The sequence below is a fragment of the Helicobacter ganmani genome (assembly GCF_003364315.1).
Lineage (GTDB): Bacteria > Campylobacterota > Campylobacteria > Campylobacterales > Helicobacteraceae > Helicobacter_D > Helicobacter_D ganmani.
Genome location: NZ_NXLS01000002.1, coordinates 109163 through 130182 on the forward strand (window position 1 = coordinate 109163; position 21020 = coordinate 130182).

The 21020-nt window shown below is 37.9% G+C and carries 23 protein-coding genes, 2 tRNA genes and 2 pseudogenes; 7 read left to right on the plus strand and 20 right to left on the minus strand.

What is annotated here, in order from left to right:
• The first annotated feature begins 40 nt into the window (after window positions 1-40).
• The 4 genes and pseudogenes from CQA43_RS02470 to CQA43_RS09665 all read left to right on the plus strand — a co-directional run bounded on the left by CQA43_RS02470 (window position 41) and on the right by CQA43_RS09665 (window position 1242).
• Window positions 41-118 (plus strand) — tRNA-Met (locus CQA43_RS02470).
• A 3-nt stretch (window positions 119-121) separates the two neighbouring features.
• Window positions 122-198, plus strand: a tRNA-Arg gene (locus CQA43_RS02475).
• Window positions 199-480: 282 nt separating this feature from the next.
• A pseudogene (locus CQA43_RS09660) lies at window positions 481-759 on the plus strand (radical SAM protein); the annotation flags it as partial.
• Window positions 760-834: 75 nt separating this feature from the next.
• Window positions 835-1242, plus strand: coding sequence for a hypothetical protein (locus CQA43_RS09665; protein WP_245944197.1), 408 nt, complete (start codon window positions 835-837; stop codon window positions 1240-1242).
• 41 nt (window positions 1243-1283) lie between these two features.
• Here the strand turns inward: CQA43_RS09665 and xseA are convergent, their stop codons facing one another.
• The 10 genes from xseA to CQA43_RS02530 form a co-directional block, all read right to left on the minus strand.
• The gene (gene xseA / locus CQA43_RS02485; RefSeq protein WP_115551040.1) at window positions 1284-2561 is read right to left on the minus strand and encodes an exodeoxyribonuclease VII large subunit; all 1278 of its coding nucleotides are present in this window, start codon (window positions 2559-2561) and stop codon (window positions 1284-1286) included.
• A complete protein-coding gene (oadA, locus tag CQA43_RS02490) occupies window positions 2561-4351 on the minus strand; it encodes a sodium-extruding oxaloacetate decarboxylase subunit alpha (RefSeq protein ID WP_115551041.1) in 1791 nt (596 codons plus the stop codon). The genes xseA and oadA overlap by 1 nt, the downstream gene beginning before the upstream one ends.
• 259 nt (window positions 4352-4610) lie before the next feature.
• Window positions 4611-4808 carry a hypothetical protein gene (locus CQA43_RS02495; protein ID WP_115551042.1) on the minus strand — a complete coding sequence of 66 codons (198 nt, stop codon included), beginning with the start codon at window positions 4806-4808 and terminating at the stop codon, window positions 4611-4613.
• Between the two features lie 151 nt (window positions 4809-4959).
• Window positions 4960-5820: a rod shape-determining protein MreC gene (mreC, locus tag CQA43_RS02500; protein WP_115551043.1), complete on the minus strand. Its 861-nt coding sequence runs from the start codon at window positions 5818-5820 to the stop codon at window positions 4960-4962.
• Between the two features lie 30 nt (window positions 5821-5850).
• Window positions 5851-6885, minus strand: coding sequence for a rod shape-determining protein (locus CQA43_RS02505; protein WP_115551044.1), 1035 nt, complete (start codon window positions 6883-6885; stop codon window positions 5851-5853).
• A gap of 23 nt (window positions 6886-6908) precedes the next feature.
• Window positions 6909-8156 carry an ATP-dependent Clp protease ATP-binding subunit ClpX gene (gene clpX, locus CQA43_RS02510; protein ID WP_115551045.1) on the minus strand — a complete coding sequence of 416 codons (1248 nt, stop codon included), beginning with the start codon at window positions 8154-8156 and terminating at the stop codon, window positions 6909-6911.
• Complete coding sequence (lpxA, locus tag CQA43_RS02515) at window positions 8149-8955, minus strand: acyl-ACP--UDP-N-acetylglucosamine O-acyltransferase (protein WP_115551046.1); 807 nt, start codon at window positions 8953-8955, stop codon at window positions 8149-8151. Before lpxA ends, clpX begins: the two co-directional genes overlap by 8 nt.
• Before the next feature lie 2 nt (window positions 8956-8957).
• Complete coding sequence (gene fabZ / locus CQA43_RS02520; protein WP_115551047.1) at window positions 8958-9422, minus strand: 3-hydroxyacyl-ACP dehydratase FabZ; 465 nt, start codon at window positions 9420-9422, stop codon at window positions 8958-8960.
• A gap of 49 nt (window positions 9423-9471) precedes the next feature.
• On the minus strand, window positions 9472-10851 hold the full coding sequence (gene glcD, locus CQA43_RS02525; protein WP_115551048.1) for a glycolate oxidase subunit GlcD: 1380 nt from the start codon (window positions 10849-10851) through the stop codon (window positions 9472-9474).
• A gap of 9 nt (window positions 10852-10860) precedes the next feature.
• Entirely contained in the window at window positions 10861-11685 is an 825-nt protein-coding gene (locus CQA43_RS02530; RefSeq protein WP_115551049.1) for a plasminogen-binding N-terminal domain-containing protein, read from the minus strand.
• Between the two features lie 233 nt (window positions 11686-11918).
• On the opposite strand from CQA43_RS02530, the gene CQA43_RS02535 reads away from it, so the two are divergent.
• Both CQA43_RS02535 and CQA43_RS09455 read left to right on the plus strand, forming a co-directional pair.
• Window positions 11919-12497, plus strand: coding sequence for a hypothetical protein (locus CQA43_RS02535; RefSeq protein WP_115551050.1), 579 nt, complete (start codon window positions 11919-11921; stop codon window positions 12495-12497).
• 129 nt (window positions 12498-12626) lie between these two features.
• Entirely contained in the window at window positions 12627-12767 is a 141-nt protein-coding gene (locus CQA43_RS09455; protein ID WP_181881599.1) for a hypothetical protein, read from the plus strand.
• A 10-nt stretch (window positions 12768-12777) separates the two neighbouring features.
• Here the strand turns inward: CQA43_RS09455 and CQA43_RS02540 are convergent, their stop codons facing one another.
• The 7 genes from CQA43_RS02540 to CQA43_RS02565 all read right to left on the minus strand — a co-directional run bounded on the left by CQA43_RS02540 (window position 12778) and on the right by CQA43_RS02565 (window position 17513).
• Window positions 12778-13290, minus strand: a complete 513-nt coding sequence (locus CQA43_RS02540; protein WP_115551051.1) for a hypothetical protein — start codon at window positions 13288-13290, stop codon at window positions 12778-12780.
• A gap of 192 nt (window positions 13291-13482) precedes the next feature.
• On the minus strand, window positions 13483-13767 hold the full coding sequence (locus CQA43_RS02545; protein WP_115551052.1) for a hypothetical protein: 285 nt from the start codon (window positions 13765-13767) through the stop codon (window positions 13483-13485).
• 36 nt (window positions 13768-13803) lie between these two features.
• A complete protein-coding gene (locus CQA43_RS09845) occupies window positions 13804-13932 on the minus strand; it encodes a hypothetical protein (protein WP_281270094.1) in 129 nt (42 codons plus the stop codon).
• Between the two features lie 61 nt (window positions 13933-13993).
• The gene (locus CQA43_RS02550; protein ID WP_115551053.1) at window positions 13994-14833 is read right to left on the minus strand and encodes a c-type cytochrome; all 840 of its coding nucleotides are present in this window, start codon (window positions 14831-14833) and stop codon (window positions 13994-13996) included.
• 12 nt (window positions 14834-14845) lie between these two features.
• Window positions 14846-16072 (minus strand): cytochrome b, encoded by a 1227-nt coding sequence (locus CQA43_RS02555; protein ID WP_115551054.1) that lies wholly within the window; start codon window positions 16070-16072, stop codon window positions 14846-14848.
• 10 nt (window positions 16073-16082) lie between these two features.
• On the minus strand, window positions 16083-16586 hold the full coding sequence (gene petA / locus CQA43_RS02560) for a ubiquinol-cytochrome c reductase iron-sulfur subunit (RefSeq protein WP_115551055.1): 504 nt from the start codon (window positions 16584-16586) through the stop codon (window positions 16083-16085).
• Window positions 16587-16988: 402 nt separating this feature from the next.
• Entirely contained in the window at window positions 16989-17513 is a 525-nt protein-coding gene (locus CQA43_RS02565; RefSeq protein WP_115551056.1) for a hypothetical protein, read from the minus strand.
• On the opposite strand from CQA43_RS02565, the pseudogene CQA43_RS09670 reads away from it, so the two are divergent.
• A pseudogene (locus CQA43_RS09670) lies at window positions 17490-17626 on the plus strand (transcriptional regulator); the annotation flags it as partial. The gene CQA43_RS02565 and the pseudogene CQA43_RS09670 overlap by 24 nt on opposite strands.
• A 189-nt stretch (window positions 17627-17815) precedes the next feature.
• On the opposite strand, the gene ychF reads toward CQA43_RS09670, so the two are convergent.
• The 3 genes from ychF to CQA43_RS02580 are packed head-to-tail and all read right to left on the minus strand — an operon-like array spanning window position 17816 to window position 20943.
• Window positions 17816-18922 (minus strand): redox-regulated ATPase YchF, encoded by a 1107-nt coding sequence (ychF, locus tag CQA43_RS02570; RefSeq protein ID WP_115551057.1) that lies wholly within the window; start codon window positions 18920-18922, stop codon window positions 17816-17818.
• A 10-nt stretch (window positions 18923-18932) separates the two neighbouring features.
• Window positions 18933-20357, minus strand: a complete 1425-nt coding sequence (locus CQA43_RS02575; protein WP_115551058.1) for a leucyl aminopeptidase — start codon at window positions 20355-20357, stop codon at window positions 18933-18935.
• Window position 20358: 1 nt separating this feature from the next.
• On the minus strand, window positions 20359-20943 hold the full coding sequence (locus tag CQA43_RS02580; RefSeq protein WP_115551240.1) for a DedA family protein: 585 nt from the start codon (window positions 20941-20943) through the stop codon (window positions 20359-20361).
• Window positions 20944-21020: the final 77 nt, after the last annotated feature.

The following is a 21020-nucleotide window of genomic DNA, read 5'->3' on the forward strand; positions in this document are numbered from 1 at the left end:
TAAAGAAAAAAAGATAAAATTTCATTTCCGCTTTTGGTATGCCAAGGTAGCTCAGCTGGTCTAGAGCGCTGGTCTCATAAGCCGGAGGTCGGGAGTTCAAGTCTCCCCTTTGGTACCAAGTGCGCTCATAGCTCAGCTGGATAGAGCAACGGCCTTCTAAGCCGTAGGTCAGAGGTTCGAATCCTCTTGGGCGTACCACTTACCCAAAATTTAACTATAAATTTCAACTAAACTTCACCTTAAAAGGAAAAATATGCTAAACAAAATAATGGGGGAGGGGGGCAAAATAAATTAGAATCCTTTATCCACGATAAAAGACTTTGGATTCTCTCTCTTTTTAAAAATGCAAAACAACACCAAAAAATCAAAGCGAGACTTCAACAACTAGAACAACAGAATAAAGATCTTATCTTTCAGAACAATACACAAAAGAATGCCTTAAAAAAACTCACCCCACAAGCTTATCTTCGCAAAATAGAAATCCACCTAGCAGAGCATTGCAATTTAAATTGCTTTAGTTGCAATCATTTCTCTCAATTAGCCCCACAAGGTTTCCCAGATTTAGAAAAGTTTGAAAAAGATATAGAAAAACTTGCACAAATCACGCACAAACTCATTTCCTTAATCGTCTTTACAGGTGGTGAGCCACTTTTAAATCCCAACTGCAAGAACTTCTTTGCTATCACTAGGAAGCATTTTCCAGACTCTAAAATTTGGCTCATTACTAATGGAATCTTACTTGAAAAACAATCCAAAGACTTTTGGGAGTCTTGTAAAGAAAATAAGATTGAACTGCATCCAACAAAATATCCTATTAAAGTAAATTGGGAATTTGTGGAATCGCAGTGTAAGGAGTATGGGATTCCATTAATTTTTTATGACAATTCTCAAATCCAAAAGACTTCCTACAAAACAATTTTAGAACCACAAGGCAATTTAGATTGTTTTCATAGCTTCATAGGTTGTCATCAGGCAAACAACTGCACACATTTTAAAAATGGTAAAATCTATCCTTGTAGTGTTGCACCCAATATCCATTATTTCAACTCCGCTTTTAACCAAAACCTGCCAATCACCCCACTAGATTCCATTGATATTTACAAGGCAAAAGATTATAATGAGATTTTGCAATTCCTAGCCAAACCTATTCCCTTTTGTCGTTTCTGCAATCTAGCCAAATGGAAAAGCATTGGGGAATGGAAAACTTCCAAAAAGGACATTTCGGAGTATTTGGAGCTTTAAGGCGAGATTTTGGATTATGGATTGCTTCATCTCACTTCGCTTTACTTTTCGCAAAGAAAAGTTGGTGTGCGTCCTTGCAAGGATACCTGTTTCACCTCCGCTTGAAGCGTCGCGCTCTTATCCTGCAATTCCAAAATTGTATGTGGTGTAATCTCTGCCAAACATTGGATTTTTTTTCCATTGCGCAAAACGCAAGCATAGCCATTTTTCTGATAATTTTCAGGATTCTTTGCGCGAAATTCAGCCTTTAACCTTTCTAACTGCATAGATTTTTTGCCTATTAGTTGCGGAATCTTTAAATGAATCTGGAAGCTTGGATTCTGTAATTTCAACGCACACAAGGCAATCTTATGCGCAATCCTCTGCCCTAAAAACAAATCAAGATTGTCAAGATTCTGCTTTGCCTGCTCTATTTTATTAAAAAGCAAATTTTTTTCTATCAAAAATGCACTTTTTTGAAGTTGATTTACTTTTCCTTGCAAAACCCTTGAGAATCGCTCACTAAGCGTGTTTTGCATTGTATCTAAGTTCATCAACCATTCGTTTTTATCTGGCAATAGAATCTCCATTGCTGCTGAAGGAGTGGGAGCACGCAAATCCGCTACAAAATCACTTAGCACGATGTCTGGCTCGTGCCCAATAGCCGAAACAATAGGAGTATTTGCATTGAAAATACTCTCAATAACTAAAGGTTCATTAAAAGCCCACAAATCCTCCAAACTCCCGCCACCACGCGCCAATACAATGCAATCCACTCCCAAATTATCTGCAATTTGAATATTTTTAGCAATACTTTCTTTTGCTCCCTCGCCTTGCACAAGCGTATTGATTGCAATAAACTCAACAAGATTCCATCTTTTTTCTGCGACTTTCAGCATATCGTGCAACACAGCACCCGTATTTGAAGTCAGCAAGGCAATTTTTTGGGGAAACTTTAGCAAAGGTTTTTTATTTTCAAAATAACCTTTGGCTTTATAGGATTCTTTGAGCTGCTCAAAAGCCAATGTGAGCTCTCCGATTCCGCTTGGTAATGCGCTAATACAATTCAACTGATAGTCCCCACGTGGAGGATAAACACTAATTGCGCCTTGCAATGTTAGGCTCATTCCCTCTTGGATTTGGAATCGCAAACGTGCAGCATTTCCGCGGAACATTACGCATTTAATGCTAGAATCTTTGTCTTTTAATGTGAAATACAAATGCCCGCTAGAATGGTGGGTAAAGTTACTCACCTCCCCGCTCACACTCACTTGTAAAAAAGTTGCCTCTAACAGACTTTTTATCTGTGCGTTTAGCTCACTCACACTTAGAGTTTTCATTATTCTACAAGCATAATCGCAAGGTTTGCACTAATTTGTTGCCCTTCTTTGGCATAAATTTCTTTGATTTCTCCACCAATCGTTGCTAGCACTTGATTTTCCATTTTCATAGCTTCCACGATTGCTAGCACATCACCCTCTTTGATTTTATCTCCCACTTGCACTTTAAGTTTCGTCAAATTTCCTGGCATTGGCGAAATAATATGCCCCGGCAGGCTTGCTTGAGGCAAAGAATCGGATTTTTTGCTAGGGACTTTGCTAGAATCTTTCTCACTAGATTCTACAAGAACTTCTTTCAAATCCCCATTCACACGCACAAAAAATGGTCTCACATTTTCATCTTTTGCCCCGCTTCCCTCAATTTTAATATTGTAAGTCTCTCCGTGCAAATTGATTGTAAATTCTTTTGCCATTGGAGCATTTGCGCCCTCAAAGGTTGTAAGAGCCTCTGGACTTAGACGATTTTCATTGCGTTCGCTTAAGAATTGCTTCGCGATTCCACCAAAAATCACATAAGAAATCACATCGGTTTCACTTTTAGCAAAGCCTTGAGATTCCTCACGCGCCCTTTGCAACTCTGACTCTAACCTATCTGCTGGACGCTCTGTAATGATTTCCTCTCCCTCTGCTTGGATTCTCTCTATTAATTCTTTTGCAATTGGAGCTGGCGTCTTGCCATAATAGCCTTTAATAATATTCTTAGATTCCGTTGTGAGTGTTTTATAACGCGTTTGTGCTAGGACATTTAACACCGCCTGTGTGCCAACAATCTGACTAGAAGGAGTAACAAGCGGGGGATAGCCGAAATCTTTACGCACATTTGGAATTTCTGCTAAGACTTCGTCCATTTTGTCTAACGCATTTTGTTCTTTTAGTTGATGTGCCATATTAGAAATCATACCGCCAGGAATTTGATTGACAAGTACGCGGGTATCAATTTGATTGTATTCAGATTCAAATTTCTTATATTTTCTGCGATTCCGCTTCAAAATCTCTGCAGCTTTTTCCATAATTTCTAAATCTAATTTTGTATCCCACTGCGTGCCTTGCAATGTCGCCACAATGGATTGCGTGCAAGGGTGGCTTGTACCCTCTGCTAGCGCAGAGTTAGAACAATCCACGCTATCTACTCCTGCTTCAATAGCTTTCAAATGCGAGCCAAAGGCGAATCCAGCGGTGGAATGTGTATGTAATGCCAAAGGCAAACCAATCTCACTTTTCAATGCTTTGACAAGCTCAAAGGTAGCATTAGGCGTAATCAAACCTGCCATATCTTTGATTGCCAAAGAATCGCAACCGCGCTTTGCTAATTCCTTACCATATTCCACAAAACTTTGAATCGTATGCACAGGCGAGGTGGTATAGCAAATTGCTCCTTGTGCGTGTTTGCCTTGCTTTTTAACCTCATCAATAGAAACTTCCAAATTACGAATGTCGTTTAACGCATCAAAGATTCTAAAAATATCCACCCCATTTTGAGCGGAAAGTCGCACAAACTCACGCACCACATCGTCTGCATAATGGCGATAACCAATGAGATTCTGTCCGCGCAAAAGCATTTGGATTGGAGTTTTTTTGAAAATTTCTTTAAAGATTGCTAATCGCTCAAAAGGGTCTTCTTTTAAATATCGCAAACAGGCATCATAAGTCGCTCCACCCCACACTTCTACACTATAAAATCCCACTTGTTCAAAAGTTTGCGCCGCTTCTATCATATCCTCTGTGCGCATACGCGTTGCAAGCAAAGATTGATGTCCATCTCTTAGGCTATTTTCAGTGATTTTTATCATAATACAAACTCCAAATATTAAGTTTTGAGCTCATATTATAACAACAAATTACAATCTTTGAAGTGTATTGTGATAATTTTGTATCAAAATTATCAAGAATGATTATTTTTGTATCATATACGAGAAATTTAAGAAAAAAGGAAATAAGATTCCACTGCGCATTGCAGGCGATACGAAGAATTCTATGATATTAGCAATATACGATTCTACAATTTTTTATGTGCAAAGCACAAATCCGCAATGGTTCTTGTTAGGCTTACTATTTTGCAGAGTTTGTGGAGTTTGCAATTTGTTTGGAATACAAAATCATCAATCTTTCGTTCTGTTCTGTGCTGTTTAGATGGATTGTGCCGCCACTTTTATTCTCGCTTTTGCTTTGGCTTGAGGATTTGTTCACCTCTAATTCTACCACTTCAAAAAAACTACAAAAACTAAGTCCTTCATCAAGAAATTCCATTTTTAACTCCTTATTTAATCTATAAAATAGGAAGCAAATTTCATTCCTTTTTTGTAATTTAAGATTCTGTGAGATTCTAAAACAATCAATTCTTATGAAAAATAATGGAAAACCAATCAACTACCAATTTGAAATTTTATAACGAAGAGTATCAATGTGGAATTGCTAGATTAGATGTGTCCAAACCCTCCTCCGACATTTCTTGGGATTCTGTGGCATTGCTCTCTGCACTAACAACAAAAGGGGAAATATTCACATCAACAAGCCAATAAAATCTCGTAACTTCATCTAAAGCAGGCTTTACCTTGGCAATCTGATAACCCTGTCGTAACTCAATAGATTCAACAATACCCACTAAAATTCCGGGATAAAAAATATTGTCATCGCCACTTGTTCGCACAATTTCGCCGACTTCAATTTTGGGATACAAGGGAATATAATCTACAATAAAACCTTTATTAATATCGTATTTTGCGATTCCTTGTGATTTTCTATCGCCTACTACAACACTATAATTGCATTTCTCATCTCCATTCAAAAAGCCTTCCAAACGCCGATTTTGCAAAACCGCAATTCCCGCAACCTTATTATCATTAATTAGCCCAAAAATCGTTCCATTTTGATAAGTTTTATTAGTTTTATATTCTAGCCATATTTTTTTATAATCATTCATACGCACAAACGAAATCATACGCACAAATGTGAGTTCTGGCATATTTAAACGCAAAGGGGAATGAATAGAGTCTAACAAATCGTTATATTCAATCTTTAGAGCTTCAAGCAAATATTCTACTTGCTGTTTATCTCTCAAAGAATCTGAAAGTTGTTTGATTTGTTCTGCTTGATGAAAATGACGTTGAATTGCCTTTAATATATTGCTATTGAAGTTTAAGATTCCTATCTTGACACTATCGCTTAAAGACAATATCCTATTTTGCACTTCGGTAGAAATTTTCATTGAAATAAACAATGCAATGAATAAAAAAATCGTCCATAGAAAAACTTTTTTCATCTCTTTTCTATTTATTGTATCTCAAAAATCTTACTCGTAAGAAGATTGTTGTAAAACATCAATCTCTTCTAGTGCTTTTCCTGTGCCTTTTGCCACGCATAACAAAGGCTCGTCACCCACATATACAGGAAGTTTTACCACATCTGAAAGATACTTATCCAATCCACGAATCAATGCTCCGCCGCCTGTTAAGACGATTCCATTCTCTACAATATCTCCTGCCAAATCCGGTGGCATTTGTTCCAATACATCTTTGAGGGCATTTGAAATCTCTTTTAGCGGTTCTTTCATCGCCTCACGGACATCTTCACTTGTTAATTCAATCGTATTGAGCAATCCACTCACTTGATCGCGCCCTTTTACTTGCATTACAAGTGGCTCCTCAAGACTTACAGCAGAACCAATTTGAATTTTAATTTCCTCTCCTGTTCTCTCCCCAATCAACAAACTATATTTGCGACGCACATAATCTACAACCGCCAAATCTAGTTTATCTCCCGCAACACGTAAAGATTTAGAAATCACAAGCCCACCTAGAGAAATTACACCGATTTCCGTAGTCCCTCCTCCAATATCTACAACCAAGCTTCCTTTAGGCTCTTTGACAGGCAAACCTGCGCCAATCGCTGCCGCCATTGGCTCTTCAATCAAAAAGACTTCCCTAGCCCCCGCACTAATTGCAGATTCTTTAACCGCCTTGCGTTCCACTCCTGTCAAACCATAAGGTACACAAACAATGATTCTTGGGCGCATTAATGCTTTTCTCCTATGAGCTTTTTCAATAAAATAACGAATCATCTTTTCTGTCATATCAAAATCTGCAATCACACCATCTTTCATCGGACGCACTGCTAAAATGCTTCCGGGCGTTTTACCCACCATTTCTTTTGCTTCGTGTCCTACGGCTAAAATCTTATTCCTACCATGTCTATCATTATGCACAGCAACCACAGAGGGTTCATTAATAATAACACCTTGCCCTTTTACCAAAACAATCGTATTTGCTGTCCCAAGATCAATTGAAATATCGTGTGAAAACAATCCAATAACTCTATCTAATAGCATATCTTTCTCTCTTTACAATGGATTTAAGCACTTTTTTTGCTCGTTTTTTTCTGTTTTATCAACATCGGCTTTGCAAGTTTTAAAACCGCCTCTTTCGTGATAATTACTTCATAACCTTTCAATTCTGGCAACTCATACATAATATCTAGCATAATTTCTTCCATAATTGAACGCAGTCCTCTAGCCCCTGTTTTACGCGCAATCGCAAGATTCGCAATCTCTTCTAATGCTTCATTTTTAAAAGTCAAAGCCACCCCATCAAAAGCAAAAAGCTTTTTATATTGTTTTGTCAATGCGTTCTTTGGCTTTTGTAGAATCTCTATCATCGCCTCTTTTGTAATTTCCTCCAAAGTCGCAAACAAATGCAAACGCCCGATTAATTCTGGAATCAAGCCAAAACTCACCAAATCATCTGGCTCTACTTGCTCTAAAACATTTTCTTGCGCAATTTTTTCGTTTGCTTTATGATGGAATCCCAAACTATTTCCGCCAATTCTCCGCTCAATAATATCTTTTAATCCATCAAAAGCACCTCCGCAGATAAACAAAATATCTTTAGTATCAATTTGGATAAATTCTTGATTGGGGTGCTTTCTGCCACCTTTTGGTGGAACATTCACAACACTACCTTCTATAATTTTCAACAACGCCTGCTGCACACCCTCTCCTGATACATCTCGCGTAATAGAACGATTCTCTGAAAGCCTTGAGATTTTATCAATCTCATCAATAAACACTATTCCTCTTTGCGCCCTTTGCACATCACCATCAGCTTCTTGAAGCAAACGCGTTAAAATATTTTCCACATCTTCACCCACATAGCCCGCTTCTGTTAAGCTTGTCGCATCGCAAATTGCAATAGGAATATTTAAAAATTTTGCTAATGTCTGCGCCATTAACGTTTTACCGCTTCCGGTAGGACCAATCAATAAGATGTTGGATTTTGCAATCTCAGTATCGTCCTCCTCTGCTTGCCCTTTAGTTTGCAATACGCGTTTGTAATGATTATAGACTGCAACACTAAAAACTTTCTTGGCTTTTTCTTGACCAATGACATACTCATCTAAAACCGCTTTTAATTCTTTGGGAGGCACGATATTTAACTCTTGTTCAAGAGATTCCGGCTCTTCCTCAAAGTGTTGCTCGCCCCCGACAAGCAAACTATAAGAAGCAATGATGCAATTTTTGCAAATGCAGACATTATTTCCAGCAATCAATGGATTTTTGTGAGATTCTTTGGACTTGCAAAAATCACAAACTTTTTCACTCATTACTTTTCCTTGTAAAAGGGATTCCCCTTGTAGATTGAATAATAAATTCACACATTTTTTTAACATTTGCATCTTTTACGCCCTCGTCAAGAATTTCCTGTGCGATTTCTTTGATTGGTGCATTACCAAAAAAAAGACGCTTATAGGCATTGTGAATTCTATCCACTTCGTGGTGTTCAAAATGTTTGCGCAAACGATGCAGATTTAGCCCTCTTACGACCGCACGATTCCCCTCTGCCATACAAAAAGGAGGAATATCTTGCGAAAGCGCACTCGCTCCTGCAATCATCGCATAATCTCCCACCTTTACAAACTGATGAATCGGCGTTAAACCACCTACATTAATATGGCTACCCAACACAATATGCCCACCGAGTGTTGCACCATTTGCCAAAATGCAAGAATCTCCAACAATACAATCATGTGCAATATGCACATACGCCATTAACAAATTATTACTACCAATAATTGTTTTGCCTCCGCCGCCCTCTGTGCCCGGATTTATCATCGTAAATTCGCGGATTTTGTTATAATCTCCAAAAATTAGCTCATTAGGTTCGTCATGATATTTCAAATCCTGTGGTTTTGTACCCAAAGTCGCATTCGGAAAAATCTCATTTCTTTCCCCCAAAGTTGTGTTGCCAAGAATCGTTACATGATTATACAGCTTACAACCTTTTCCAATTTTCACATCTTTGCCAATCACACAATAATGCCCAATCTCTACACTTTCGCCAATGATTGCACCCTCTTCAATGATAGCAGTATGCGCAATTTTTGCTGATTTTGCTACACTCACTTTTATACCTTTTTCTCTGTGTTATCTACTACCATTGCTTTTAACTCCGCTTCAGCGACTAATTTTTCTTCCACATAGGCATAGCCTTGCAATACCCAAATTCCACCTTTATGCTTCAAAACCTCTAATTTATAAGTTAATTTATCGCCCGGAATTACGGGACTTCTAAACTTTGCCTTATCAATGCTCATAAAATAAACAATTTTATCGCCTGTATTTTGCGCATTGTCTCCAAACATACTCACAAATGCCAACACGCCACCCGCCTGTGCCATTCCCTCAATGATATAAACACCAGGATAAATAGGTTGTGTAGGAAAATGCCCATTAAAAATTTTTTCATTGATTGTAATATTTTTATATGCCTCAATCTTTTCATTAGGCGTCATAGAAACAATCCTATCTACGAGCAACAAAGGATAGCGATGCGGTAGAATCTCACGAATTTTTTGCACATCATAAATCATTCAAAATCCTTAAAAACTAAAATTAAATTTTAACATAATTTTCATTTGATTATAATGCCATTTTACCCGGATTTAAAATATTATTAGGGTCAAAGGCTTTTTTAACCGCCTTGAATAGCTCCATTTCCTCTTTAGAAAATGCAAGATGCATAAAAGGTGCTTTTGAGATTCCAATTCCGTGTTCTCCGCTAAGTGTGCCACCTAGTTCTACTGCTATTTTAAAAATCTCTTCAATGGCTTTATGCCCTTTCTCTAGTTCTTCTTGCTTACTGCCATCTACCATTACATTTGTATGCACATTTCCATCGCCTGTATGTCCAAAGCAGGGAATCACAACATTATATTTCTTTGAAACTTCTGCGATTCTTTCTAGTAATTCAGGTAGTTTAGAGCGCGGAACTGTAATGTCTTCATTTAATTTTTTACTTCCATAAATGGTAATGCTAGGACTTGCGTTTTTGCGAGCAAACCATAAATCAGCCGCCTCTTGCTCATTGTTTGCTTTCACAAACTCACTTGCTCCATTTTCAAAAAACTTTTCCTCTATTTTGCAGATTTGATAATCAATCTCTTCGGGCAAATTTCCATCTACTTCAGTAATCAAAATCGCCCCTGCTTCTTTTGGCAAACCTTTGTGAAATTTCTCCTCTACCGCCCTAATACTAAGATTATCCAAAAACTCCATTGCCACAGGTGAGATTCCACTTGCCATTGTTTTATACACCGCATTCATCGCAGATTGAATACTTGGAAAAACCCCCATTGCACTTTGTTTATATTTTGGCTTACTAAGTAACTTTAAAGTAATCTCTGTAATGACAGCTAATGTTCCCTCACTCGCAATAAGAATCCCTGCAACATTGTAACCTGCAACGTCTTTGATTGTCTTTTTTCCTGCGCGGATAATATCTCCATTTGGCAACACCGCACGCAATGCCATCACAAAGTCTTTTGTAATTCCATATTTTGCTGCACGCATTCCTCCTGCATTTTCACTGACATTTCCCCCCAAAGTAGAATAATGCTCACTCGCAGGATCTGGTGGATAAAACAATCCAACTGCTTCCACTGCTTTTTGTAATTGCATATTTACTACACCGGGTTGCACGCGTGCTACCATATTTTCCATATCAATCTCTAAAATTTGATTCATATGTTTCTCTAGTGCCAAAATCACTCCACCCTGCACCGCAAGTGCTCCACCTGTAAATCCACTTCCCGCACCTCTTGGAATAATCGGGATTAAATGCTCATTGCAATATTTTAGCACACGGCTGACTTCTTCTTCATTGTGCGGAAAAACAACGCATTCAGGATACTTTCTTTCTTTTGTTGCATCATAGCAATAAGCACTCAAATGCGCTTTATCACTGAAACATTCACCCTCACCTACAATGGTTTTTAAGTCCTTGATATTTTGTTCTGTCATCATCAATCCTCAAAAAATATCTTTTATACCATCAAGAAAATAATTTGTAATTCTTCCAAAAAATGTTGCGTCTTCGTCACGAATCTCACCTTTAACTAAAGCGTCAAAATATATATAATAGTCTTGTGTTTTAGCATCATTAAAAAGATAAGAAAACCATTCTTGATTACCTCTTCCAATGCGTGAGAAAAATGGTAACATACGCTCCTCTACCGGTGCGCGTCCCGTAATGTAGTCTTTTTTAATCATACGAAAAGTCTGGCAATCCAACGCTTGCCCCTCATTGAGATTCACCATATATACAATTCCCGCAGCATATTGTGTGCAGATTTTGCGGAAATCTCCCCTCACAGGCGCGGTATGTCCTACATCCATTAAATAAGCCGCAAACAAATCAGGGTGCAACCAAGTAATCTCTGGATAGGCGGCTTTAATTTTTTCATAAATATCTTGCGTTGGTGCAATCAAAAATGCTCTGTCGTTAAAACTACGAAAAATCACTTCATCATTCTTTTGTGGCGTCAAAGTAGGTGTTGGAAAGGCACTTTGCTCTAATCCCACAAAAGGTTCAAAGGCTATCTTTGCCCGATTGTCTTGAATCTCTATTACTGCAGCTTTTGCCACGATTCCAGAATGTTCTCTATCAAACCAACGAATAATCTCTCCACTTTCCCCAACTTTTAAATCAAATGCCGGCACATACGCATAATGTGCGGAATCCTTATCAAGTGCAATAATTGGAACAATGATTTTGTTGCCAAAAGGAGAAGCTAACGAAAAAGTACCAAAAAAAGAGAATACAACCAAATATTTTAGAAGTTTTAAATATTTCATAAACAAATAAGCCTTAGTCTTCAGAAATTTTTAATATTAAAAATTTCTGAAATTATATTTTATTTTTGCTTAAAGCCTAGCAAGATTTTATATATTTTATATAAAATCTTGCAAATTTTTATCCCGAAATTTCACAACAATGTAAAAAGTTGGAATCCTTTTTGCTTTAAAATTTTCAATTTTGACAATATTTCAAACTTTGACTTTAAAATAAGAAAGGATTTTGTTTCACAATGGTCATCAATCAAAACTTAAACTCCCTAGGTGGAATTTATAATGAAGCGAATCGTCTCTTAAACGAAAATGTACAATCCACAAACAAAGCACAGAATAAAGAATTGCAACAACAGAATCAAGAGAGCTTTAGCAGTGAGAGAATCACTTATGGAATGATTAGTTTGGAGCTTATGAGCGATGAACAATATCAAGCTTTTGAAAGAGTAACTGCGGGTATGTCTCCCAATGAAAAAATTTCTGTCGCGCAAATGCTCACAAGAGCCGGTAATTTAAGCGCAAGCGTAGAGCGCATAGAGCAACGCGAAAAAGAATCTCAAGATTCCAATCCAGAGAAAAAAGAAGAAGAACTCGGATTTTTAGGTATTACACAAGATGGTTGGCAAGAAGTTGCAAAAGAATTTCAAGATAATTTAAACCACTTGCAAGGGCTCTATACCAAGAATTATACCAAGAATCCCACAAGCAACTATAATGATATTTTGCGCAAAAATACAGAAGCCAAAACACAACGCATTTTAAGGGAATTTAGCCACGCAATTTATAGCGGTAATGTGCAAATTGATACGATAAGCTAAGAGAATATCTCCCCGCTGCACTCTTGTGATTTTGCATTCTATCCTTGTGGAATTAATTTATAGAATCGTGACAATCTACAATACAGAATCTCATATTTAATTTTTGGATTCCATTGTAAAGGCTAAGTTTTGCAAGGTTATAGATTTTCAAATGTGGGCGTGGAAAGCAACTCACCCAAACCTATACAATCACTTCGTAATGTGCGCTTCACTTTGTTTGCAATGACAAAATGGAATCGCAAGACAATAGAATCCTCACACCACCTTTAACCCACAGACTTTAGCCACAAAGGCTTTGAGCAAATAAAGCAATATTGCCCCCCCCCCCCGCACGATTCGCAGCAATCAAACCTTCACCTAGTTTATAAGAAGTGTAGTTTTTGATTTGGATTGCTTCCTTATAGTCTGCATAAGATTCTAGAGGAGGAAGTTTTAGTTTTGGATTCTTTTTGATTCTTTCTTGATATTGTTGCTGTTCTATTCTGTGGGATTCTTTAATATAGCTTAGAACATAAGGTAAGCGTATCATTCCCCATAAGCTTTTGGAGTTTAGAATCATTGCATTGCCTAATTTGTAGGCTAAATGGGATTGGAAGCGTAGAGTTGCGCCTGTAAGCTTATTGTGGTGGGGAAGCTGATTCTGTATCTGTTGTGATATGGAATAAAATTTTTGCTCTCTACTTCGTTCAATTAAATCTTGAAAATAGACCCTGTTGGGCACAAAGGGCATTATTTGATGACTCTGTATGCGCGATTCTAATTCATCTAAATAGTAATTTATGTTTGATTTCAAATCAATTCCTTTAAAGTCAAAGAATCCATATTTCCACCATTCAAGTCGTAAAATCCGCTCTCTTGTCTCCTCATTAAAACGATATTAAAATCCTAGCAGGGATTCCACCTACCACAGCAAAGGGTGGGACATCTTTGGTAACTAGCGCATTTTGACCCACAACGCAACCCGTATGAAGCGTGATTCCGGACTTTAGAATCGCATTGGGCAGACATACACATCGTGTTCTAAAGTTGTAGGGGGTGCAGAAAGAACGAAATTAGTGTAGCTGTCTGTTTGGTATTTTCCTTGAACAAATTTCAAATTCGCATCTTTAAAAATTACAAAATTAGGATAATAAGTAAAACTAGAAGTAGAGATTATATCCAAAGGGTGCTTACCACTAATAAAACTAAGTCCTAGTGCTATAGAATTATATCTCCCCATCTTAATGTCAAGACGCGGAATATGCGCGTTACTATAAGAAAAAGTTCCCATTGGACAAAGGGTATTTCCCCTATTGAAAGAACAATATTATTCCATAAAGCCCGCTTCGGGTATTACAATCTCCTCGTCTATTTTAAGCCTATTTCCACGCACGGAAGTAGAGATATGATTCTCTAGCAGACATTCTAAACAATAAGAATTAATTTTGATTTTCATTTGTGTGGCTTTCAAAAATTCAAGCAAGGAGGGAATCCCCACTTGCTTAAAAGACTAAAGTTTAATGCACATCATGCCAAATCTTGCGTTTCCACAAATAAGCTACGACGCCCATAATCACCATAAAAATAATGAGTTTGTAACCGAGTGCTTCGCGTTCATCTTTCTTGCTATCACCCACAGATTCCATATAAGCAACCACTTGATTTTCTGCTTTTTCAGTCAAGCCCACGCGTGGCATTGCAGTCCCTGCAAGTCTTTTTTGTGGGTCATTAATGAAAGTATGCAAGTAATCTAAGCTGCGACTACGAATCATCATAGACAAATCTGGAACTTTAGTGCCAAGATAATCTGTCATACCGCCCTCTGCACTCCATTTGTCATATCGCACACTATGGCAGCGACCGCACGCGTCAATAAACACTTCTTTGTTGCTTAATTCTTGAGGAGCAATACTGCGCAAATATGCAACAATATCTGCAATCTCTTGCTCACTCATCCAATCATAAGCTGGCATTGGGTGATTGCCATCAAATTTATGTGTTTGCTTTGCTGCAATGGCAGCATTTTTCACCACATTACCTAAAAAGTTTTTCTCATAAATCAATCCAGCAGAAGATAAATCCGGTGGAACAACACCATAAGCCGCAAGGGCATCTTCTGGAGCAAATGGAGATTCCATACCTTCGGATTTGATAGAGTGGCACGCAAGACAATTTGCATTGACAATTTCTTTACCATTTGCTGCATTACCCTCTGCTACAAGCGGTTTCAAATCGGCAAAAGTATAATCTGCGGGAGCAACTTTTGGATACATTTGACCATGTGCAAAAGGTTCAACACCCCAATAAATAATCCCTGTCAGCACAACAACAACGATTAATGCTAAGAATTCTTTCATTCTCACTCCTTCTTAATTCTGTTTGTTTTCAAGTTTGGTTACGATTGGTAAAAACACAAACAATAATGCCAAAAACGCAATTGTAGCGGCAAAACCAATATAAGCATTCACGCCTGTTGGAGGAAGTTTGCCCCAAATCGTCAAAACAATCATATCTATTACCAAAAGCCAGAAGAAAATCATAAATCCGGGTCGTTTGTGCGCAGGTGCAACTACATCACTGCGGTCTAACCAAGGCAACAACATAAAGACAACATTTGCAATTCCAAATGCCATCAAGCCCAAATCTGCGCTAAAGAAAAAGCCGCGTAAGATTTCATAACTCCACAAGAAATACCACTCGGGGTAAATATGCGGAGGGGTTTTGAGATGGTCAGCAGGGTCAAAGTTAATTGGGTCAAGCGCAAAAGCAAAATGATAACAAGTCAAATAAAATAAAATTGCCAAGAAGAAACTCGCAACAAAGAAATCTTTAGACAAGAACATAGGCCAAAATGGAATAACTTTAGATTCTTTTTTGTTCCCTGCTTTGTATTTCTCTGCTTCTTTTTCAAAGTCTAATTCTTCACCATAAGCGTTATTGACATGTGGAATCCTTAAACTATAAAAATGCACTGCAATCACAAGCATAATCACAACAGGTAACAACACAACATGCAACATAAAGAATCTTGTCAAAGTTGCGTCTGCTACGATGAAGTTACCGCGAATCCATACGACTAAATCCGCTCCAATTACAGGGATTCCACCAAAAAGATTTGTAATAACTGCTGCCGCCCAATAGCTCATTTGTCCCCAAGGAAGCATATAACCGCTAAAGGCTTCTGCAGAAAATAAACCAAAAAGAATCATACCTGTAAGCCAAATCATTTCTCTTCCACGTTTGTATGAACCATAATAAATCGCAACAAACATATGAATATAAATAACCAAGAAGCAAACAGACGCACTCACCGCGTGTAAGTGTCTCCACAGCCAACCATACTTCACTTCCTGCATAATTGTATAATTTACACTATCAAATGCAAGTTTAGTATCTGGCTTGTAATACATTAACAAAAATAATCCAGAAACCACTAAAAGACTGAATAATACTACCAAAACAACACCCATTGCCCAAAGGAAATTGATATTTTTTGGAATCCAATATTCCGTCATTAATACTTTCATCAAAGGTTTTACTGCCAACCTTTGGTCTAACCAATCAATAATACCATCTGCTTTATGAATTTGTGCCATACATTACTCCTTATGCCTTACCTACGAGCTTCAAGTATTCAGGACCTTCTTCGCCAAGCACCAATTTATCACCTTCAATCTTGAAAGGCGGAATCGCCATTGGAGTTGGAGGAGGACCAAATACATTTCTACCGCAAGCATCAAATCGCCCGCCGTGGCAAGCACAATGAAATTCTGTGGATTTAGAATCATACGATGGAATACAGCCTAAATGGGTGCAGATTTGGATACCTAAACTATAATCTGCATTGCCCACAACCACATCTCTTTCTTCACATTTTTTCATTTCTGCAGTTTTTTTGATAACATAAACAGGTGTGCCTCTATACTCTACTTGTCTATATTCACCCTCTTGCATACTGCTTAAATCAATAGTTGTGAAACCAGCCGAAACAACACTTGGCAATGGGTCCCAAGAAGATTTCATTGCAACCAACGATGCGCCAACACCAACAGCTGCAATCCCTCCTAGAGCCATACCAAGGAAATCTCTACGATTGACATTCTCTGCCATCTATTTCCTCCTCTATGAAAACAATTCTTAATTTTTTCGTTAAGAAACTTTGTATTTTATCAAAAGAAAGCTTTATTTTTAAAAAACCTTGCGAAATTCCACACGAAAAACTTCAAAATGTTTCAAATGTTCAAAAATATTATGGAATCTCGCTGATAAAGTTTGTAAATCTCGTAATGAAGAGCGGGAAATGCTTTAATTTTTCGTCCTTGCAAGCGCAAGCGAAGTAATCTATAATCTCACATATCATAAGGTTTTGCAATAGAATTTCTTAAGAGGGATTCCACATTATAGATTGCCACGACTTGATAAATCAAGTCTCGCAATGACGCAGTGGAAAATGTCATTGAGAGGAATGGAATGACAAAGCAATCCGAATAAAAGAATCCATTAAAGGGTAAATTAATCCTCTAAAAGTTCCACATAAATCTTTTTGCCATCATCTGTGTATCTTGCGCTATAAGCCACCTCTCGTGTTGCTTTCCCTCCATCAAATATGGGACACTTAAGCATACCTTTGATATATTCTTGTTTCATTTCTTGAGGCATTTCTGGATACTCTATTTCCAATGTTGCAGAACAATAAGAACTTTTACTTTGTTTGCTAACTTCTGTTGTCATAAAATCAACTAATGAAATACGGGAGGCTTTGTGAGAGTAATCTTTCAAATCAAGAACTGGCTTCAAAACATCTACAAAGCCTAGCTCCGTTACCATATCTATTTTTTCAAAAGTTAAATTTTCCATTGCCATTGCCATTAAAGTCTCTTTTGTAAAACCATTTTCAACAAAAAACCACTTGTCTCTAAGCAAAATCTCTTTCACAGAATCAACCACCGTTTCATCATTGCATTTTGGTGCACTATCTAAACACCCGCTTAACATTACTCCACAAGCACAAATAAACACAAACCTAATCTTTATCATATTGTTATGCTTGGTTTTAAATTTGATGAAGCAATAGAGCAAAGCAAGAAAAACTACGAATCCTTTTGGATTCAGATAATAACATAAAAGATGAAATTGAAAGATTTAGATAGAAAAAAGGAGAAAAAATAACTTGAGTTTATATTATTCAAAAATCCAAATTTCAAAACAAAAGCACTAAATCTTTATGATTCTAAGTGCTTATCTGTAAAATGCTATTTTTAAGCTATTAATCACAAGAATTAAACACATTAAACGAGTCAATTAAGATTACTTATATATTCAATATTACCCCTAAAAACCTACACATTAAACCTAAAGTGCATTACATCGCCATCTTGCACGACATAGTCCTTGCCCTCGACACGCATTGCACCCGCTTCTTTAGATTTTGCCTCACCACCATATCGGATAAAATCCTCATAGGCAATCACTTCTGCGCGAATAAAGCCTTTTTCAAAATCTTTATGAATCACGCCAGCAGCCACAGGTGCTTTGTCTCCTTGATGAATCGTCCAAGCGCGCACTTCTTTTACCCCAGCAGTAAAGTAGCTGATTAATCCTAATTTGTGGAATCCCAAACGAATAATAGTGTCCAACCCACTCTCACAAACGCCTAATTCTTTAAGAAACTCTACTTGTTCCTCCTCACTCAAGCTCACTAATTCTTCCTCAATCTTGGAACAAAGCTTAATCACCTCTGCACCCTGCTCTTTAGCGTAACCTTTTAATTGCACCACAAAGTCATTATCGGATTCCAACCCCTCTTCATCTACATTTGCACCATAAATGATTTCTTTGTTTGTCAAGAATCGCAACTCTCTATCTAAAAGCAAAAACCATTCATTCTCTTTTTCTTGAAATGTCCGCACAGGCGCACCACTCTCAATATGCGCTAAAAGCAAACTCGCAACCTCTAGCTGCGCCTTTGCTTCTTTGTCTGTTCCGCTTTTTGCGCTTCTAGCAAGTCTTTCTACGCGCTTTTGTAGGGTTTGCATATCGGCAATCAATAATTCTGTCTCAATAATTTCCACATCACGCAAAGGTTCAATGCTTCCCTCTACATGCGTAATGTTGGAATCCTCAAAACAACGCACAATATGCAAAATCACCTCTGTTTCTTTAATGTTTGCCAAAAACTGATTCCCTAAGCCCTCTCCCTTGCTTGCTCCCTTGACAAGCCCCGCAATATCTACAAATTCCACCACAGAATGTTGAATCTTTTGCGGATTGACAATCTTAGCCAACTCCAAAAGTCGCGTATCAGGCACAGGCACGATTGCCTTATTTGGCTCAATCGTGCAAAAGGGATAATTCGCAGATTGGGCATTTTGTGTTTTGGTCAGCGCATTAAAAGTTGTGGATTTACCTACATTTGGAAGTCCTACGATTCCGATTGATAGCCCCATAAAATTTCCTTTATTTTGTCTGATTTAGGATAAACTGCACAACTGCACGAATCCCTGCGCCGCTTGCCCCAAAGGGATTCACTCCCCAAGCCTTTTCCACATAAGCAGGTCCAGCAATATCCAAATGCAACCATTTTTGCGTTAGAGATTCCGCTACAAACTCGCCCAAAAACATTCCCGCACTAATTGCACTTCCATAGCGACTAGAGGGAATATTGCACAAGTCTGCTACTTCGGAATTAAACAGCTTCCTTAAATAAGGATTAAAAGGTAGGATTCCGCTTAGCTCTCCTGCCTCAAAGGCTGCTTTGGCAAAGCTTTCTTTTAACTTTTGATTGTATCCCATAATTCCTGTGCTATAATCTCCCAAAGCCACGACACAAGCCCCTGTAAGTGTAGCTAAATCAATCAAAAAATCCGGCTTTAAATCACTTGCAAAGCTTAAGCAATCCGCCAACACCAAACGCCCCTCTGCATCAGTATTGCGCACTTCAATGCTCTTTTGATTCCGCGCAATTAAAATATCATCAGGCTTATATGCATTTCCGCCAATCATATTTTCAGCCAATCCTAAGATTCCATGCACTTCAGCTTGCACGCCTAGTTTTGCCACAGATTCCAAAATCCCAATCACCGCGCACGCACCGCTTTTATCTGATTTCATTGTCGTCATATAATCACCCGGCTTTAAACTAAGCCCACCGGAATCGTAAGTTAAACCCTTGCCAACTAGCACGATTTTAGGCAGATTTTTGCCTTTTGCCACTTTGGGTTTATAACTCAAATGCACAAGATAGGGCTTGTTTGCACTTGCCTTTGCCACTGCCAAAAATGCACCCATTTTTTCTTTCTCTAAAAATTTCTCATCATACACCTTGCACTCTATGCCACATTCTTTTGCGATTCTTTGCGCAAAGTCCGCGACATACTTTGGCGTTGCAATCATTGGTGGAGTATTAATCAACTCACGCACTTGATTGATACTCTCACTCAAAATTTGGGATTCTTTGATGATTTGTGCAAGTATCTTTTGTTCTAACTTCGTAGAGCTTAAATAGATTTCTTGAAGATTGTTTTCACCCTTTTTGCTTTTAAAAGCATCAAACACATAAGAACCAAGCAAAACTCCCTCACAAACCTCTTTTGCCTCTTGTTGTGATTCTACCACAAGTGAAGCAGACTTTATCCGCAACTTTTTAATGCTTGCCAATGCATTGGCAAGCGCATCGCGTATGGCATTTGGAAAGGGATAATTATAGCTCTCAATTCCTACAAAAAATTTCTTGCTTGCTACCAAAAAGCAGCAACCCTCTCCTTTGTAATTTTGAATCTCTAGTGCGTCCTTTTCGGCTTTAGTTAAGGCTTTTGGTAATTTTTTATCGCGCAAAAGGACGATTTCTAGTTCCGCTTGTTTTTTAAGATTTAAGATTTTCATTTTACTTTCCTGTCATTTTTTGTTCAGCTTTTGCTGTGGCTTTGTGCATATAATAATAGATTCCACCACCCAAAATTAACGCAAATGGAATCGCAATATAATAATGCTCCTTAGCATAATGCACGATTTGAAGTAATTGTTCGCCAAAGAAATAGGCTAGCAAAATTGTAATTGCCGCCCAAACAAGCGCACTGATGAGATTAATAAAAGCAAAAGTTTTCGCGCTATATCGTGTAACGCCAATACTCATTGGAATCACCGTGCGCATACCATACAAGTATCTTTGGGCAAAGATAATGGGCCAGCCATATCGTTGCAATAGCAAATGTGCTAAGGCAAATTTACGCCTTTGGGTTTTGAGTTTTTTGTAAATGAATTGCTTATTGTAGCGTCCAATATAGAAATAAACTTGGTCTCCCACAAATCCACCCAATCCTGCTACAATAATTGCAATAGAAATCGTCATATGCCCTGTATGACACATAATTCCAGCCATAATCAATCCAAGCTCACCCTCTAAAGTGCTCCAAATAAACAAAATAATATAGCCGTATTCTTGCAGCCATTGTGTAAATAATTCTTCCATTTGCAAGTTTCTTTTAATAGATTTTATTAAGATTAAGAAGCGGATTTTAACAAAAATTTGCTTAACATTTTCTCTAC

What these genes read in the sequence shown, in the direction of transcription:
- xseA (WP_115551040.1), bottom strand. Translation starts at nt 2,561, where the DNA reads ATGAAAACTCTAAGTGTGAGTGAGCTAAACGCACAGATAAAAAGTCTG.
- oadA (WP_115551041.1), bottom strand. Translation starts at nt 4,351, where the DNA reads ATGATAAAAATCACTGAAAATAGCCTAAGAGATGGACATCAATCTTTG.
- CQA43_RS02495 (WP_115551042.1), bottom strand. Translation starts at nt 4,808, where the DNA reads ATGGAATTTCTTGATGAAGGACTTAGTTTTTGTAGTTTTTTTGAAGTG.
- mreC (WP_115551043.1), bottom strand. Translation starts at nt 5,820, where the DNA reads ATGAAAAAAGTTTTTCTATGGACGATTTTTTTATTCATTGCATTGTTT.
- CQA43_RS02505 (WP_115551044.1), bottom strand. Translation starts at nt 6,885, where the DNA reads ATGCTATTAGATAGAGTTATTGGATTGTTTTCACACGATATTTCAATT.
- clpX (WP_115551045.1), bottom strand. Translation starts at nt 8,156, where the DNA reads ATGAGTGAAAAAGTTTGTGATTTTTGCAAGTCCAAAGAATCTCACAAA.
- fabZ (WP_115551047.1), bottom strand. Translation starts at nt 9,422, where the DNA reads ATGATTTATGATGTGCAAAAAATTCGTGAGATTCTACCGCATCGCTAT.
- glcD (WP_115551048.1), bottom strand. Translation starts at nt 10,851, where the DNA reads ATGACAGAACAAAATATCAAGGACTTAAAAACCATTGTAGGTGAGGGT.
- CQA43_RS02530 (WP_115551049.1), bottom strand. Translation starts at nt 11,685, where the DNA reads ATGAAATATTTAAAACTTCTAAAATATTTGGTTGTATTCTCTTTTTTT.
- CQA43_RS02535 (WP_115551050.1), top strand. Translation starts at nt 11,919, where the DNA reads ATGGTCATCAATCAAAACTTAAACTCCCTAGGTGGAATTTATAATGAA.
- CQA43_RS02545 (WP_115551052.1), bottom strand. Translation starts at nt 13,767, where the DNA reads ATGGGAACTTTTTCTTATAGTAACGCGCATATTCCGCGTCTTGACATT.
- CQA43_RS09845 (WP_281270094.1), bottom strand. Translation starts at nt 13,932, where the DNA reads ATGAAAATCAAAATTAATTCTTATTGTTTAGAATGTCTGCTAGAGAAT.
- CQA43_RS02550 (WP_115551053.1), bottom strand. Translation starts at nt 14,833, where the DNA reads ATGAAAGAATTCTTAGCATTAATCGTTGTTGTTGTGCTGACAGGGATT.
- CQA43_RS02555 (WP_115551054.1), bottom strand. Translation starts at nt 16,072, where the DNA reads ATGGCACAAATTCATAAAGCAGATGGTATTATTGATTGGTTAGACCAA.
- petA (WP_115551055.1), bottom strand. Translation starts at nt 16,586, where the DNA reads ATGGCAGAGAATGTCAATCGTAGAGATTTCCTTGGTATGGCTCTAGGA.
- CQA43_RS02565 (WP_115551056.1), bottom strand. Translation starts at nt 17,513, where the DNA reads ATGATAAAGATTAGGTTTGTGTTTATTTGTGCTTGTGGAGTAATGTTA.
- ychF (WP_115551057.1), bottom strand. Translation starts at nt 18,922, where the DNA reads ATGGGGCTATCAATCGGAATCGTAGGACTTCCAAATGTAGGTAAATCC.
- CQA43_RS02575 (WP_115551058.1), bottom strand. Translation starts at nt 20,357, where the DNA reads ATGAAAATCTTAAATCTTAAAAAACAAGCGGAACTAGAAATCGTCCTT.
- CQA43_RS02580 (WP_115551240.1), bottom strand. Translation starts at nt 20,943, where the DNA reads ATGGAAGAATTATTTACACAATGGCTGCAAGAATACGGCTATATTATT.